14 protein-coding genes are annotated in these 15,546 nt (G+C 61.2%); 13 read left to right on the top strand and 1 reads right to left on the bottom strand.

The features are described 5' to 3' along the window. Positions 1-7 precede the first annotated feature (7 nt). From BV106_RS13045 to BV106_RS13005, 9 genes are all read left to right on the top strand, one after another. A complete protein-coding gene (locus BV106_RS13045; RefSeq protein ID WP_038165267.1) occupies positions 8-259 on the top strand; it encodes a hypothetical protein in 252 nt (83 codons plus the stop codon). 40 nt (positions 260-299) lie between these two features. Then, positions 300-581: a hypothetical protein gene (locus BV106_RS13040; RefSeq protein ID WP_038165265.1), complete on the top strand. Its 282-nt coding sequence runs from the start codon at positions 300-302 to the stop codon at positions 579-581. Positions 582-593: 12 nt separating this feature from the next. Further along, positions 594-845: a hypothetical protein gene (locus tag BV106_RS13035; RefSeq protein ID WP_038165263.1), complete on the top strand. Its 252-nt coding sequence runs from the start codon at positions 594-596 to the stop codon at positions 843-845. 124 nt (positions 846-969) lie between these two features. Then, a complete protein-coding gene (locus tag BV106_RS13030) occupies positions 970-1,425 on the top strand; it encodes a GatB/YqeY domain-containing protein (RefSeq protein ID WP_038165261.1) in 456 nt (151 codons plus the stop codon). 91 nt (positions 1,426-1,516) lie between these two features. Then, entirely contained in the window at positions 1,517-2,239 is a 723-nt protein-coding gene (gene ispD, locus BV106_RS13025) for a 2-C-methyl-D-erythritol 4-phosphate cytidylyltransferase (protein ID WP_051945738.1), read from the top strand. A gap of 106 nt (positions 2,240-2,345) precedes the next feature. Then, positions 2,346-4,886, top strand: a complete 2,541-nt coding sequence (locus tag BV106_RS13020; RefSeq protein ID WP_038165259.1) for an MFS transporter — start codon at positions 2,346-2,348, stop codon at positions 4,884-4,886. A 101-nt stretch (positions 4,887-4,987) separates the two neighbouring features. Then, positions 4,988-5,302: a 50S ribosomal protein L21 gene (gene rplU / locus BV106_RS13015; RefSeq protein ID WP_038165257.1), complete on the top strand. Its 315-nt coding sequence runs from the start codon at positions 4,988-4,990 to the stop codon at positions 5,300-5,302. 48 nt (positions 5,303-5,350) lie between these two features. Beyond that, the gene (gene rpmA, locus BV106_RS13010) at positions 5,351-5,608 is read left to right on the top strand and encodes a 50S ribosomal protein L27 (RefSeq protein ID WP_038165255.1); all 258 of its coding nucleotides are present in this window, start codon (positions 5,351-5,353) and stop codon (positions 5,606-5,608) included. A gap of 260 nt (positions 5,609-5,868) precedes the next feature. Further along, complete coding sequence (locus BV106_RS13005) at positions 5,869-6,291, top strand: hypothetical protein (protein WP_265595640.1); 423 nt, start codon at positions 5,869-5,871, stop codon at positions 6,289-6,291. A 270-nt stretch (positions 6,292-6,561) separates the two neighbouring features. Here the strand turns inward: BV106_RS13005 and BV106_RS13000 are convergent, their stop codons facing one another. Beyond that, positions 6,562-7,089, bottom strand: coding sequence for a lipocalin family protein (locus tag BV106_RS13000; protein ID WP_038165251.1), 528 nt, complete (start codon positions 7,087-7,089; stop codon positions 6,562-6,564). Between the two features lie 229 nt (positions 7,090-7,318). On the opposite strand from BV106_RS13000, the gene BV106_RS12995 reads away from it, so the two are divergent. The 4 genes from BV106_RS12995 to BV106_RS12980 all read left to right on the top strand — a co-directional run bounded on the left by BV106_RS12995 (position 7,319) and on the right by BV106_RS12980 (position 15,382). Next, positions 7,319-9,661: a TonB-dependent receptor gene (locus BV106_RS12995; protein ID WP_038165249.1), complete on the top strand. Its 2,343-nt coding sequence runs from the start codon at positions 7,319-7,321 to the stop codon at positions 9,659-9,661. A gap of 381 nt (positions 9,662-10,042) precedes the next feature. Continuing rightward, complete coding sequence (locus BV106_RS12990; protein ID WP_038165247.1) at positions 10,043-10,540, top strand: hypothetical protein; 498 nt, start codon at positions 10,043-10,045, stop codon at positions 10,538-10,540. Positions 10,541-11,300: 760 nt separating this feature from the next. Beyond that, positions 11,301-14,468 (top strand): hypothetical protein, encoded by a 3,168-nt coding sequence (locus BV106_RS12985; protein WP_038165245.1) that lies wholly within the window; start codon positions 11,301-11,303, stop codon positions 14,466-14,468. A 416-nt stretch (positions 14,469-14,884) separates the two neighbouring features. After that, the gene (locus BV106_RS12980) at positions 14,885-15,382 is read left to right on the top strand and encodes a DUF2199 domain-containing protein (protein WP_038165243.1); all 498 of its coding nucleotides are present in this window, start codon (positions 14,885-14,887) and stop codon (positions 15,380-15,382) included. Positions 15,383-15,546 lie beyond the last annotated feature (164 nt).

Raw genomic sequence — 15,546 nt, 5'->3', positions numbered from 1 at the left:
CTTCGCCATGAGTGAACACGACTCTGATGCCAAATCCAACTCCCGGTCTGACGCGGGAGGTTCCGGTTGGCTGCTGATCGTGATCGCCCTACCGATTCTCTACATCCTCAGTCCCGGCCCGCTGGTGGCCGTGTACGGCAGATCCATGCCGCCCTCATGGGCTCTCGTGTATGTCGCTCCGCTAGAATGGGGGTGCAGTCATTTCAAGCCGCTGGAGAAGTTCTACGACAAGTACCTGGACCTATGGCGGCCCCGCTGAAGGTCCCTCCTCCGCCACCGCGGCCCCACCCAGCACCGCCATGAATTCCTCACCTGAAGACTCCCCAGAAGGCCACGGCCCAGACTTGGCCCGCGATTCCGAGTCCTCTACGGCCACGTTCTGGGTGTGCGGCATCCTGGCGGCCTTGATGCTGTATATCCTCAGTCCGGGGGTCCTGGTGTATTACCAGCGTTCCGGCAGCCCGGCACCTCCCCAATGGGTGCGCACGGCACTGTATCCCCTGGAGTGGTGTTACGAAAATATCGGGCCCGTGAAGGTCGCCTACGATGCCTATTTCAGAGCCCTGTCAGGGCATCCCTAGCCTCCTTCTCTCATGTCCGATTCAGACGCTCCCACCTCATCTGCGTCCTCCAGTTCGGGAACGGCCTGGCTGCTGGGCATTGGCGGTTTGTTCATCCTTTACCTCCTGAGCCCGGGCCTCTTCGTCCTGTTTCACCACTTCGGCGCAACCCCTCCTGCTTGGGTGAACTACGCCATAATCCCCATTGCCTGGGCCTGCCAGGAGTTCCCCTTCGTGAGCCGCCTGTACGATCTCTACCTTAGTTTCCTGGGTGCCCCGGTCTAGCGCCCCCCGGACCAAGAGCCGGGACGGCTCTTCTACATTGCACCTGCGCCCGCTCCAACCAAGAACCAAGAACTTCTCTTCCCATTTGCCTCCTTCCCCATTCCGGTCGAACACATCCCCCTCTATGAGCCAGATCTCTGCAAGCATCACCGAAGACATGAAGGCCGCCATGAAGGCCAAGGACACCGTAGCCCTGAACGTGGTCCGCGCCCTGAAGTCCGCGATCAAGTACGCCGCCATTGAAAAACACGGTGCCGATGGCGATCTGGACGACGCCGAGGCCCTGGTGGTGGTCCGCCGCGAGATCAAAAAACGCCAGGACTCCATCTCCCAGTTTGAAACCGCTGGCCGCACCGACCTGGCCGACAACGAGAAGGCCGAAGTGGCGGTGCTGGAAAAATACCTGCCTGCCGCCATGAGCGAGGCCGACCTGATCAAGCTGGTGGAAGACGCAATCGCCGAAACGGGTGCCGCCTCCAAGAAGGACATGGGCAAGGTCATGAAGCTCGTGCAGGAGCGCAGCGAGGGCCGTGCCGACAACAAGCTGATCAGCACCGAGGTGTCGAAGAGGCTGAATTAAGAGTTCTTGGTTCGTGGTTCTCAGTTCTTGGTTGCAACGCGGGTCGCAACCAAGGACTCCTCGAACCTCAAACTGCCCACTGTCCACTGAAATGCCCAGCAGCCCCCTTCCCACTGCGCAGCCCAGAACCACCGCCATCATCGTGGCGGCGGGGAGCAGCCGACGCATGGGGTTCAACAAACTGACGGCGGAGCTGCTGGGGCAGCCGGTGCTGCGGTGGACGCTGGCGGCGTTTGATGCCTGCCCGGACGTGGACGATCTGCTGGTGGTGGTGGGTGACGCCACCCGCCCCTTGGTTACCGCCTGGGTGGCGGAGGGGGCATTCACCAAGCCGGTGACCCTGAGCGAAGGCGGCGCAGAGCGACACCTAAGCGTGCATGAGGGCCTCAGGAAACTACGCGAGGACACTGCGATCGTAGCCGTGCATGACGGCGCCCGGCCGCTCATCAGCCCCACCCAGATCTCCGCCTGCATCGTCCGGGCCCGCGAGGTGCGGGCCGTGGCCTGCGCCCGCCCGGTGGTGGAGACGCTCAAACGCGTGAACGCCCAGGGTGTCATCGAGGGCAGCATCCCCCGCGAGGGAGCCTGGATCATGGAAACGCCCCAGGTGTTCGACCGCGAACTGCTCTGTACCGCCTATGAGCGGGTCATCCTGGACGGCCTGCTGGTCACGGATGAAGTCTCCGCCGTGCAGCATCTGGGCGTGCCCGTGCAGGTGCAGGACAATCCCACGCCAAATCTGAAAATCACCTACCCGGCGGACTTGGCGCTGGCTGGGCAATTGCTGAGCGCCCAAGTGAAAAGTGGTAAGTGAAAAGTAAAAAGTGTTCTTCCCGCCTGCCGCACTCTCTCCTCCTAGCCCACCCCAGCCCCACTGATTTACCGGGCTACTGAATTACTGAATCACCGCTCTACCGAACATGTCTTCTTCTCCGGTTACCGCCCTAGATGCCGCTGCCACCCCGGAGCTGGACGGGGCTGCCAGGCTGCCTGCAGCCAACAGCCGCTCCTTTGCCGCCATGATCGCGGTGCAGGCGCTCAACGCGTTTAATGACAACTTCGTCAAGATCCTGCTGATCGCCTTTGCGCTGTCGGTGGCTCAGGGCACCTACATCGGGGACAACATGCAGCTCCTCCTGGGTGCCATCTTTTCCTTCCCCTACATTTTCTTTGCGCCGGTCGCCGGCTGGCTGAGTGACCGGTACTCCAAACAACAGGTCATCTTCTGGATGCAGATAATGCAGGTGGGCGTCTTTGGCCTGTTCCTCGGCTCCCTGGCCCTGCAGCAGCCTCACCTGAGCCTCGTGCTCTCTCTGGTCTGCTTTTTCTTGCTGGCCACGCAGGCGGCGTTCTTCAGCCCGGCCAAACTCGGCATTGCCAAAGAACTGGTGGGCTCCAAACGACTGGGCTCCGCGAGCGGGATTCTCCAGCTCACGAACTTCGCCGGCATCCTCAGCGGCATGGCCCTCGCGGGCTGGTGGTTTGGCCAGCGGCTGGATGCTGGGCTGGATCCCTGGCAGGCGGTCTGGACGCCGATGGTCTGTGTCTCCGCGCTCGCTGTGGCGCAGGTCTTCGGCTCCATGCTGATCATGCGCACGCCGGTGCATGCAGAGATAAGCTTCCACCGGAGGATCTGGCTGGAACACTTCAGCCACTTGAAGCTGCTCTGGTCTCAGCGCCCCCTCATGCTGGCGGCCATCGGGGTCACCTACTTCTGGTTCATCACCTACACCATCAGCGCCATCCTCGTGATCTGGTGCCATGAGAGCTTTCCGGACAAGGCGGATGCGAGCCGTGCGCTTTCCACCCTCTCCCTCATGCTGGGTGCTGGCGTCATTCCCGGCAGCTTCCTGGCCTCCATCATCTGCCGGCGCCGACTTGAACTGGGGCTGGTGCCCCTGGCAGGATTTGCCATGGCCCTCAGCCTCTTCTGGGGCGGCATGATGCCGTTCAGCCCGTGGCTTCACCTCGCCATGGTGGGCGTGGGCATGGCCGGTGGTGCCTTCATGTCCCCTCTCTACGCCTTCGTCCAGGATCGGGCCAAGCCCGAGGAGCGCGCCCGCATCCTCTCCGCCATGAACCTGATGGACAGCATCGGCGGCGTGGTGGCGAACCTCGTGGTGGTGAACATCATGATCCACCTGGGGCTGAAGGCCGGAGCACAGATCCTGGTGCTGGTGCCGCTGGCCTTGGGGGCCGCCATCTTTATCACCAAGCTGCTCCCCCGCAGCCTGCTCATGATCATCGGCCGCGCCATCGTGATCGCCATGTATCGGCTGCGCTCCCATCATGAGGAGCGCACGCCAGAGAAGGGCTCCCTGCTCCTCCTGCCCAACCACACCAGCTACACAGACGCCCTCATGATCGGCGCGACGTGTGAGCGGAAGTTCCGGTTCGTCATTCTGGAGTCACTCTATGAGATCAAGGCCATCCAGTGGGCGCTCAAGGTCTTCGGCACTGTGCCGATCTCCCCGGTGCGGGCGAAGGATGCCATCCGCACGGTGGCGGATGCCCTGAAGGCGGAGCAGGCGGTGGTGCTCTTCCCCGAAGGCCAGCTCACCCGCAACGGCTACCTGAACCAGATCAACAAGGGCTACGAGCTCATGGCCCGCATGGGCGGCGATGTGAAAGTGCAACCGGTCTGGATCGATGGACTGTGGGGCAGCGTCTTCAGCTTTGACCAGGGCCGCTTCTTCACCAAGCGCCCCCGCACCTTCCGCTACGCGGTGAGCACCTGGTACGGGCACCCCATCCCGGCCCGGGAGGCCACGGTGGAGCGCATGCGGCAGGAAATTCTGGCGCTGGCGGCGGAGGCCTTTGCCGCGCGGGCGATCGTGCAAAAGCGACCGGGCTACACCACGCCGGAAGGCCGGAAGCTGACGGAGCAGGAGGCCCGCATCACCCAGCTCAATACCCTGCGGGTGCTGCATACTGCCCTGATCTGGAAGGATGACAGCCTCCTGTGCCTGCTGCCAGCCACCCACCCGCTCCACGCCACCTTCACCACCGGCCTGCCCGACCACCAGGACGTGACCATCTTCACCCGGGCCGAGGACGTGCAAGTGCAGGAAGGGAAAAAGCTCGTGGTCATTGGCGATACCGCCAGACTCACCGCCTTCACGCCGCCACAGGGCGCCTTTGTGGTGCACGTACTGGAGACGGCGGACTTCCCTGCCGGAGTGAACAACCTCCCTGAGGTGCCCAAGGCGCTCTACGATGCTGCCACCGGGGCCTTGCTGACTCTGAGCACCCCCCACCCCGAGATGCCCGCGGGAGAGGAAGGCCTCCAGGTCGGGCACAAAACCGGCAGCGCCGGCCACTTCCTGCCCAGCCTGGCCATGCGTGCGGAGGGAGGCGACCTCGTCTTCGGAGCCATCCTCCCCGGCAACGCCTCCGAGACCCACGTGGTGCTTCCCGGTGCCAAACTGGACGATATGGGCTTTGTTTTCCCCGGGGCATGAGCAGTGAATTGCAAAAATTCCTTGCCCTCTACCCCACCCTGTGCCAATCTCCCGGCCCTCCGCGTACCCTTTGGAGGTTCTAATTAGTGTTTCCCAGGCTTATGTCATACGCAGTCATCAAAACCGGCGGCAAACAGTACCGCGTCAACGTCGGCGACAAGTTCGACGTCGAAAAGCTCGTGGCCGGTGAAGGCGACGTGGTCACCTTCACGGAAGTGCTCGCAGCCGGCGAAGGCGAAGCGATCAGCTTCGGTGCTCCCTTCATCAGCGGCGCTACCGTCGAAGCCAAAGTGCTCAAGCAGCACCGCGCCGACAAAGTGACTGCGTTCAAGTTCCGCCGCCGCAAGGGCTATCACCGCACCAAGGGTCATCGCCAGCTGATCACCCGCGTGCAGATCACCTCGATCAACGCCTAATCGCGACCGAGCTCACCCCACCCCAGTTTACGAGAGAAAGGAACCGATATGGCTCATAAAAAAGGTCAAGGTAGTGTTAAGAACGGACGCGACAGCCAGAGCAAGCGTCTCGGCATCAAGAAATTTGGTGGTGAAGCCGTCATTGCCGGCAACATCATCTGCCGCCAGCGCGGCACCAAGTGGAAGCCCGGCTTGGGCGTCGGCCTTGGCAAAGACTTCACCATCTTCTCCCTCGTGGACGGTACGGTGCGTTTTGACCAGGATGGCCGCCGCGTGAACGTGGACACCGTTGTGGTTTCCGCCTAAGCGACCTTCGCTTCCCGAAGAAAAGTTTGAACCCTGCGTGCGCTTCTGCCACGCAGGGTTTTTTGTTGTGTGGCACAGCCGTCCCGGCTGCGCGTGCTACCGGCGTCCCGCCGGTTCAGTTCAGTTCATCTAAGTGCCGTCAGGCGGGCAGTCTGGCTGCCTTGATTTGATCCACACCCCATCATTGAACGCCACATCCGTTCTGTGAATCTGAGGAGGGCAGTCTTATGCCACTTCTCCCCTTTCCTCTGACATCGGTTTTGAATTGGTTTCGCCCGTTGGCTTTGGCGGTTCTTCTCCTGTCGCTCACCGCCGAGTTGATGGCGGTTGAGACCGCCAAGTGGAACTGGAGCCCTCAGGTCCCTGCCGCTTACACGGCCAAACCTTCTGCGCGTGCCCATCGGACCGTGGCGGAAGTGGAGGCGTATTTCAAAGCGAACCGGGGCGCGCCAGACATCCAGAAGCTGATAGCCCACTTCGGCCCACCCGAAGGCGTGAGTGGTCAGTTCATGAACTCCCTTACCAAGGGATCTGCCGAGGCTTCAAAGACCGCGTACACCCTGCGCTTTGTGCTTGATGACGGTGGCGAGATGCACCTCTGGGACGGCAAGGGTGATGGCACGAGTACTGGCCTCGTCATCCGGTATGAGAAGGGCGGGAAGGGGCATTTGTTGTGGAAGTAGAGGGGCAGGTGAGTAGGTGACGGGGAAGTTGGATGTTGTGTCCCTCCGCTCCCAACCCGGCTGGGGACAGCCGGACGGCGATCGCCGCTCCCGCCTCGGGGTTGGAGTACCGACTTCAGTCGGCTCAGGACGCGATGGAGGAGCTTCGGCCGACTGAAGTCGGTACTCCAACACTGAGGTCCATCGCGGGAGCGATCCCTCCACCTTCAGCACACCCTATTTCCTAGATCCCCTTATCCCTTACCCCTCTTCCCTTTTCCCTCTCACCCTTCACTGCTCAACCCTCTCAATCTTGCCCACGTCATACCCAAGCTCCCGGGCGCGGTTCACGAGCTGCTCATAAATCACCGGATCCAGCTCAGGTTTGCGACTGAGGATCCAGAGGTATTTCCGGCTGCCCTCCCCCACCATGGCCCACTGGTAATTCTTGTCGTCCAGGGCGAGCACCCAGTAGTTTCCTGACGGCAGGAGGGTGAAGAACTTGACCTTCAGCTTCGCGCCGTTGCTTCCTGCAACCGGGGTGGCCACGCCTTCGATGCTGTCGGGCTTGCCGTCCTTCATGGAGCGGTTCACCACCTTAATGGTGCCATCAGGCTGGGAGAGGTAGTTTGCAGTCACATGGCTGGCCCCTTTCTCAAAAGAGTGCGGGAACCGGGCGATCTCGTACCAAGTGCCGGTGTAGCGCTTCAGATCCACGCCCGACACGGTGGGCGGGGCTGAAGACTTGGAGTTGGTGGCGCAGGCGGCCAGGGCGGCCAGCAGCCCAAGGCTGCCAATCAAGAACGTGGAGGTTTTCATCGGAGAAGGGGGATGCAGGCGAGGGATTTTTTTGGTTCCTCTGTCCCCGATTCGGCCAAGGCGCCCAGCGCGGCCGTCTTGGCGTGCGCCTCAGGGCCGCTCAACTCCCCTCCCTTTCCCGTCACGACGCTCGATGGGTGCCTCAATTTTTTTCCACGTAAAAGTTTTCTTGTGCAACAACGGGCTTATATGCGCAGTTTAGCATATTCAATTCAACTCAAAACCATCCATGTCCAACCAACAACCTCTCCCAAGATTGCTGGCCGCTGCCGGGCTGCTCACCACGGCGAGCGCTCTGAGCCTGCCGCTGGCCGCCCAGACGACTGTCGCCCCAGCCTCGATCCCGGCCCCAGCACCCAGCGCTGCCCAAACCCCCGCTACAGTCAGCACCATCACGGCGGTGCCGGAAGTCACCGTGGTGGGCGAGGCGCTGGCGGATCCTCAGAGCAAGCCGGTGAGCGCCAGCTTCCTCTCCATGGATGATGTGGCGAACTTCCGCGTGCGTGAGCTGCAGGACATCGTGCGACTGACGCCAAACTCCTCTGCCACCGATTCGGGCTCCCGATCGTTTGGCGATGTGTACTCCGTACGCGGTCTGACGAACACGGTCTTCTTCGGTGCCCCGGCCACCACCATCTATGTGGATGACGTGCCGTTTGGCGAGACCTTCACCTACGCCCAGCCGCTCTCTGCGGTGAACAGCGTGGAGGTGCTCCGCGGCCCCCAGCCCACGGTGGTGGGGCGCAACACGTACGGCGGACTCATCAACATCCGCAGCCTGAAGCCCACCAACGAGTTTCAAGGGGACTTCAGCTACGCGTACGGGTCCTATGAATCGCACGACTTCGACGGTTGGCTCATGGGCCCGCTGGTGAAGGACACGCTCTTCTTCCGCGTGGGCGGGCAGTTCGACTCACGGGAAGGTTATCTCTGGAACCCGGATACGAAGGATCATGTGGACGACCAGGAACACTGGGGCGTGAATGCGGGCCTCTTCTGGAAGCCGGCGGAGGGCTGGGAGATCAGCCTGACGGCGGGATATGATGAGTACCACGATGGAGCCCCGCGCCTGACCTCCCTGGACCGGAAGAACTTCTACGAAGTACGCTCCGATGTGGTGGGTGAGCAGCATCGCGTGGTGGACAATCAGGCTCTGCGGGTCGCTTATGAAAACGAGGACTGGAAGTTCCTCAGCGTGACCTCCCGTCGCAACTGGGATCTGGCCCCGTACATCACGGACCTGGACTTCACTCCTGACCCCTTTGGCTCCAGCGTCATCAAGCAGGACCAGGAGATCTGGAGCCAGGAGTTCCGCTTCACCAGCAATGATCCCAAGGACCCCTTCCAATGGAACGTGGGCCTGTACGGCTCCACCGGCACGATCCACGGCTACGGCCTGCGGAACATCTTCACCCAGCAGCAGACGCTGACGGTGACGGACATCAGCAGCGAGATCCCGGTGCCCCTGCCGACACCGGTGAACCTCACTTCCCTGTCGAACTCAGACATCGCCATCCAGCAGATCACGCGGCACACCATCCAGGAAAACGCCTTCGCCTTCTACGCAGGCAGCAGCTGGTCCGGATGGGATCCGGTGACGTTGCACGCCGGCGTGCGCTTCGACTGGGTGCACCGTGAGCTGGACCGCGACAAGGACAGCGAGATCAACGCGAGGACGATCACGACCTTCCAGCCCATCCCCACCATTCAGATCCCGACGCCGTACCCGGGCATCTTCTTCCCGATGGACATTCCCACCCCGGAGCCGCTGTTGACCAAGACGAAGATCAAGGAACGCTCCGCGCACCAGAACTTCGACGACACCTGGGCGCACGTCACGCCCACGGTGGGCATCGATGTGAAGCTGGGTGACCACGCTCTGCTCTATGCCAAGACGACCTACGCCTTCAAGCCCGGCGGCTTCAGCGCCTATGTGGATGATCCGCAGTACGCCGCCTTCGAGGAAGAGCGGGCCTGGTCCACGGAGGCAGGTCTCAAGACCCAGTGGCTGGACGGGAAGGCAACCGCGAACTTTGCGGCCTTCTACAACTCGATCGAAAACTATCAGGTGGAGCGCAGCATCAATGTGACGGACTACGCCGTGTTCAACGCTGATGAGGCGGAGACGTACGGGGTGGAATTCGAGTCCCGCGTGGCCCTGCTGCCCATCCTGGACCTGAGCGGGTCCGTTGGCTGGACGCATGCCCGGCTCACCAGCTACAAGGACCCGGTCACAGGCCGCTCGCTAGATGGGAACACGCCTCCGTTTGTGCCGGAGTTCGACGCCGCGGTGGCGCTGGACTTCCATCTGGAGGCCGGGCTCTTCGCCCGGGTGGAGTACCTCGCCCTGGGGAATACGAAGTACGACGACTTCAACCGGGAGGAGTTCCAGCAGGACAGCTTTGGCCTGCTGAACGCCGCCGTAGGCTGGCGCGCCCGGAACTGGAGCATCAGCCTCTACGGCACGAATCTGGCCGGGGAGGAGTACTACACCACCATGAACACGGACGTCCGCACCGGGGCACCGGGGGCGCCGCGGGAGTTCGGCGTACGGGTGGGCGTGCGGTTCTAGCTCGCGACGGGTGGCCTGGGGAGACGGCGGTTCGAGCCCCTCCCCCGGTGCCTTCACTTGATTTTGGAAATCGTTGTAACCAGCCGTTGCTTCTGGTCAGAGTTCCAAATGCGGAGGCGGGCCTCGGCCTATCCTCCGCCAGTCTGCCAGTGAGTTGAGTCATCTTTCAGTCTGTGAGCCATTCAGTTCGTTGGTCGGTTGGTTGGTTGGTCCGTTAGTTGAATTGCCCTTGGGTTGGGCACTGTGGCCGGTTGCGTCCTGGGTCAGGGACGCAACCGGCCCTTTTCTTTTTTTGTAGGTCTGGCCTGATTTTGTCGTTCCATTCCGGCCAGCCTGTGCCTAGGTGTGCCGCCGTTTTCCTCTCCCAGCTCACTCTTTTCCATGTCCCGGCTTTCCTCCCTCCTGCTCGCCGCCACCCTGCTTCTCACCCTGGCCAGTTGTGCGGACCCCATGATCCAGCAGCAGATGGACGCGCGGAAGCTGCAGATCAACAACGAGCCCCGGGGAGACTATTTCATCGGACGTCGCTTTTACATCGAGCGCACCCAGTTCTGGGGCTACATCCGCCGTCCCGGCCAGAGCTGGGACAGCTCCCGCCTGGTCGTGATCAACGAGAACCAGAAGAGCGCCCCGGACCGCCTGCCGGAAATGCCTGCTGACGGCGGCAACGCCCACGGGTACGACCACAACCGCGAATACCGCATGTGGGGCCGCTTCACCGGACAGACCATCTACGATCCCAACAGCGACCTCTTCCTGCCCGAATTCCAGCTCACGAACTATGAGCTGATCTCCCCCTCCGGTGGCTGGCTCTTCCACCCGAAGGAGAAGTCTGACGGCAAGCGCCTGCTCCGCTTTGAGAAGCAGGAGTATCCGTAAGGCGCCAGTAGGTCAGTGCGTCAGTGGGCAGTGCGTCAGTGCTTCAAGGTTTGGGCCAGGAGGTTCTGGGAGGGCATGCTATGAGCCGGCGTAGGTCCGGGGGATGGGAGTAGGACCTTGGGCGATTGGATGTCGGATTCGTGGATGACCCTGTAGCATGACATCAGGTCCAACCGACGTGGAGGTGTTGATAAAAATGGGCCGATAGCGGGTGCTGTTAGCCTTTTCACCTGATTTATCCTCTGCGGAGGTACCCAGGGTCTCCGTCCACTTCGTGGCCTATGCCCCTTATATGGGCTGGGCTCTGTGGGCCTTTCAGGCCCCAATCCTCTGAGGAGACTTACCGAGGGCTGAGTCAGAGTCGGTTCCTTGGTGACCACCCCAAAACGCGCGCGGTTGGTTTTCTTCTCACGTCGACAGCTACCACCGGTGATGTGAGCGCTCAGGCAGAGGAAATGATCGATCATCCCATGGGTCCGAAGGCACACTGAAGGCGGCTGAAGCCCCTCCTCAGTTCGAAGCAGATCCCAGAATGGGATCTCTACCACAGCCCAATGTTGACGAGCTCTAAGCGAGTCAACGTTGGGTACCTCCGCAGAGGAGGATCAGGTGGGAAGGCCGACAGCATCTGCTTTCTCCCCCACCACCATCAACACCTCCACGTCAGACCGCATTTCGCCACCCCAGGTTCCTTGCCAGGCGCTGACTGAATCGTCTAGACTGGCCTCCGCCTGCAGCTCCAGGACTCGGGCTTTGCATCATGGACCCCAACTGGCAAGCGACCGTTCTCGACCTGCTCAATGGAGGCATCCAGCTCTTGCTGCTTTGCCTCGCCTTCGTCTTTTCCTGGATCGTGCGATGCCGGGCATTGAGGTCGCTCTTCGGCTACCCCATCAACATCCTGTCCTTCCTCTGGTGCATCACACCGTTGTGGCTGGTGAGCAGTTCCCTCAACTCCGCCCATGCCGAGTCACCGGACTTTGCCAAGGGATTCGATATTCTCTTCGAACTCGGACTGCCAGACGTCTCTGGCCCGGACTGGCGGTATGTCCCGTTGAGCGGGCCCGCATTGCAGAGACCCCAATACCTTGATCTCTTTTCCGAGAACGATCCGTTCGACGTTCGCATCGGGCTCGGTGACGTTTTCAAACACGGGTGGGTGCAAACGTCCCCTTCCAACACGGTTGCGACTCCCACAGGCACCGCCGGTTCAGCTCCGCTTCCGGAACCTCACTTTCCAACCGGCACCAGGGTGTTGATCGACGGCTGGCAGCTCCAATCCACCGCCCCGCCCAACGACATCTCAACTCCCCAGCCATGGTCCGTCCCGCCCCCTAAAGATATCCGTCCAGGCGAAGGTGCTGCGGACGAGAAGACGGACGCCCTGCTCCTCGTCCAGTGCCTGCGGCGCGTGGCCAAGAGCAAAGATGAAAACGACAACACCCTCTGGATGGGTGCCGCGGGGGACAGGGATTTCATCGCCACCTGCTTCTTCCGCGCCGCCCAGCATCATCGACGGGGCTTTCGAGACGAAGCGACCGCCGCAGTCCAGGCGCTGCTGAAAATCGTCCCGCTCCAGGAGCGCCTGATGGATATCGCTGTGCAGCGATTGGCCGAGACTCACTATGACCACACCATGAATCAGTTCGGTGCCACAGGGGACTGGCGGGCTCTGCACGCAAGCCTCGCTCATGCCCTGCGCACCTACACTCGAGGCTGGGAGCAACGTCCTCTGGTGGAAAAGCTCTACGCTATGGTCACACAACGCGTCACCACCCCGAACGCTCCTCCACTGGCCCACGCCGACCTGCTCACTCCAGAACAACGGGCCTGGTGGCAGCAGGTGGCGGATGTCCCTCTCGGAGAGAACGCCTCTGCGCCATCATCCGGGACCACCAAAGGAAATGATCCCGACATCGCCGCCATCTTCACCAAGGCCAGACTCGACCAAGTCGGCCCGACATGGCTCTTCGACTTCAAAATGCGAGTTGATCCAGCGAACCTCGAGCTCTGGCGGAAATTCAGCGCCATGGGGCCGGTCTGGGCGCAGACTATCCTTCACCAAGACTGGGACTGGATGACCATTGCTGCTGCCGCGGTGGACGATGAGACACTCATCCCTGTCATCAGCGCAAACAGCCATGTGATGAGCCCCACCGCCTTCGACTTTGACCAAACCCCGCCGGGCATGGATTTGCAGGATCTGGAGAGAAGCTGGCGATACATGTACCGGCCACGCACGCGGGGAGAGATTGCCCGGGATTTTCTTTCACACACGCTGCCCTGGAGTGAGAAGGATTTGCCCGCTGATCCCGCGGAACTGCGTGAGCTGGCCTTGAAAGCCGGTCGCGCGCTAAAGAACAGCACCCCCTCGGCAGCAGCCCGTTATTACCTAACATCCGGCAGTGAGTTTCAAAAAGGCAAGGCCCTCATGGCCCTGATCAACACCGGTGCCGCCGAGGACCTAAAACTTGCGGAAGACTTCCTCATCGAACAATCCAGCATCCGCTTTGACGAAGCCTCCCACCTCGTCCGCACTCGTGGAAAGGCCAGTCGCCCCTTCATTCAGCGGTATCGGAGGGCGATCTTCACGGCCTTTGAGATTGAGGCTTCCGGGGATTCCCCATCGGAAGATCACAAACTGCCTTCCCCTTGGGCTCTGAACCTCGCGACTCTGGAGCATCTTGCCGCCGGTCGCGGCCCCACAGACGTTCTTGCCGCCTACGTCAGGGGAGAGCTCGCGTTTGATACGCTCTCTGCACAGACTCAAGCGCTGTTGACCGATGATTCTCATCGTGAAGGTTTCATGGACCCCATTCTGGATGCCATCCTCCGCATGCCCAAGGGGCAGGGCGAAATCAAAATGGGCCTGCTTACGCTATGCACAAGGTTCGGGAGGAAACTGACTCCATCGCGCAAAGACAAGCTGCGGCAGATCCTGAGGGAAGATCCTGATACGCTGGTCGTCACCCATGACTACACCGTCGTGCCGCTCTCGCACGTCGTGTCCTGGCTGACTTTGCAACTCCCCGACGACAAAGAAGGAGTGCCCAAAAAGATCCATCCCCTTTTCCGCGATCTGGATACCTCTGATATCTGGCCTGTTTGGGTCGCTTTTGGACGCGCCATTCTGGAGGGCACGCCACTGCCACCGCTCCCCTCCGTGACCAACGTCACCACCGACCGTCGTCGCGAGATGATGGAGACGATTCCACAGCGCCTGGAAAAGGGCGAATGGTCTGAGTTCGTGCAGGCCCTCTCGCTCGATGAGAAACTCGCACTGGGCGAGGATCTCGCCACGGTACCGTTCACTCCGATCGGGATTGAAGCCTCCTTGCGCTTTAGGAGGATCGACTCCTATCCCCCAGATCTGGCCGCACGCGTGGGATTGCCCGCCTTCATTGGCCAGAGCGCCAGCGCCTCCAGCTTAGCCAAGCTCGGAGAGATCTGCCGCACCCAGTTGCCTGAGCTGAGGGAAGGCGAGGGCGACGGCCTCTGGATCACTGTGAAGCCCATGCCCCTGCGCCAGGGCCTGCGCATCTTCATCACCACCGGCTCTACCAGCCACAGCACGGACTACGGCAGGACCACCTTCACCTACGCGGGCCATTGGATGAAACAACTTCCTCAGACACCGGCTCTTTCACCTGAACTCCTTGGTTATGGATGGATGGTGTGGAAGATCGCTTCTGAATCGTATCAAAGTGCCGACTGGTATCAGGAAAGAGGCCAGCCCTGGCAACGCTGGCCCCAAGAGGAGCACCCCACTTTCGGCACCTCCCCCATTGGAGACACCAACGTCCCAGCGGATAATCTCCTTCCCGCACTCGAAGTCCGGAGCCTCACCTGGGAAAAGCCGTCTGATATGATCTGGTTTGAGACGGGAGCCAGGAGACCCGGAGGTGTTGTTCGAGAGGTTGAAGATTAGTTTCCTCACCCAGCAAACTTTCACCTTTGGGGCTCCAAAAGAGCCTTCGAGGCAGCGTTTTGACGGATGATCACCAGGCGTGGTGCACTCGTGCAGAGGACTACAAGGTCATTCAACGGATTACCTGCGTCTGGCAAAGGCGGCGCGTCGGCATGAGAGCATTCGTGCACAACCCCTGCTGAGGTGCTACGGCTCGAGTTTGTCATCAAAGCCGCCAAAGCGGTGTCGAGCCACCAGCACTCCAAGACGCTTCGCGACATTGGATGCGCTGGAGCTGTTGGAGGTCAGGTCTCGATTGGCAGTCGGCGCACGAAACGCTGGCGCAGCGCGGTGCGTCTCTGCTACGCTCTGTGGTGAAAGACTCTTGGCACCCCAAATTCACTTGCCGATAAGAGCGCGAGCACCGTTTGTGATCCATGACTTGGCAATGCCCGGACTGTGGAAGGACTCACGACGATCTGCCCGTCTGCTTTGGCATTGAAGCCCCCTGGCGAGCCCTGGTGCCGGAGGACGAGTTCGAGTCGCGGGTGGAACTGACACCAGACCAGTGCGTGGTGGATGAATCTCAGTTCTTTGTTCGAGGGCACATCGAGGTTACTATACATGGGCACGATGAGCCCCTGTCTTTCTCGGTCTGGTCGTCCCTCAGTGAGAAGAGCTTTCTACACATGGGTGATCGCTGGGAGGAGCCGGATCGGGGGCTTGACCCGCCGTACTTTGGCTGGTTGTGCAGCCCTATTCACGTGTATCCCAGCACGCTTCATCTCAAGCTCTCGGTCCAATCACGACCACCGGGACAGACGCCGCTCTTTACGGTGGAGCCCATGGATCATCCGCTTGCGATCGACCAGCATCAGGGCATCACGATTGCACGCTGGCATGAGCTCGCTCACCAGCTTTTGCATGCGGAATAGGACGCGGCAAGTGGGGCGCTCGGGGAGCGCACGCATCTTGCGTGCTGTTTCCGGCATCTTGCCGGGAACGTCAGGCAGCGTGTGGCCTCGTGAGGCGCAACCAAACATTTGTGCGACATCGCATTCGAGTGACATGGAGGCGTTGAAGGTGGTGGGAGGAAAAG

The organism is Verrucomicrobium sp. BvORR106, assembly GCF_000739655.1.
Lineage (GTDB): Bacteria > Verrucomicrobiota > Verrucomicrobiia > Verrucomicrobiales > Verrucomicrobiaceae > Verrucomicrobium.
The sequence above is the reverse complement of the archived record's forward strand: the minus strand, read 5'-3'. Positions and strand labels throughout refer to the sequence as shown.

Excerpts from the sequence above, each read along its gene's own strand:
- ispD (WP_051945738.1), top strand. The coding sequence starts at position 1,517 with ATGCCCAGCAGCCCCCTTCCCACTGCGCAGCCCAGAACCACCGCCATC.
- BV106_RS12995 (WP_038165249.1), top strand. The coding sequence starts at position 7,319 with ATGTCCAACCAACAACCTCTCCCAAGATTGCTGGCCGCTGCCGGGCTG.
- BV106_RS13000 (WP_038165251.1), bottom strand. The coding sequence starts at position 7,089 with ATGAAAACCTCCACGTTCTTGATTGGCAGCCTTGGGCTGCTGGCCGCC.
- BV106_RS13045 (WP_038165267.1), top strand. The coding sequence starts at position 8 with ATGAGTGAACACGACTCTGATGCCAAATCCAACTCCCGGTCTGACGCG.
- BV106_RS13040 (WP_038165265.1), top strand. The coding sequence starts at position 300 with ATGAATTCCTCACCTGAAGACTCCCCAGAAGGCCACGGCCCAGACTTG.
- BV106_RS12980 (WP_038165243.1), top strand. The coding sequence starts at position 14,885 with ATGACTTGGCAATGCCCGGACTGTGGAAGGACTCACGACGATCTGCCC.
- rplU (WP_038165257.1), top strand. The coding sequence starts at position 4,988 with ATGTCATACGCAGTCATCAAAACCGGCGGCAAACAGTACCGCGTCAAC.
- rpmA (WP_038165255.1), top strand. The coding sequence starts at position 5,351 with ATGGCTCATAAAAAAGGTCAAGGTAGTGTTAAGAACGGACGCGACAGC.
- BV106_RS12990 (WP_038165247.1), top strand. The coding sequence starts at position 10,043 with ATGTCCCGGCTTTCCTCCCTCCTGCTCGCCGCCACCCTGCTTCTCACC.
- BV106_RS12985 (WP_038165245.1), top strand. The coding sequence starts at position 11,301 with ATGGACCCCAACTGGCAAGCGACCGTTCTCGACCTGCTCAATGGAGGC.
- BV106_RS13030 (WP_038165261.1), top strand. The coding sequence starts at position 970 with ATGAGCCAGATCTCTGCAAGCATCACCGAAGACATGAAGGCCGCCATG.
- BV106_RS13035 (WP_038165263.1), top strand. The coding sequence starts at position 594 with ATGTCCGATTCAGACGCTCCCACCTCATCTGCGTCCTCCAGTTCGGGA.
- BV106_RS13020 (WP_038165259.1), top strand. The coding sequence starts at position 2,346 with ATGTCTTCTTCTCCGGTTACCGCCCTAGATGCCGCTGCCACCCCGGAG.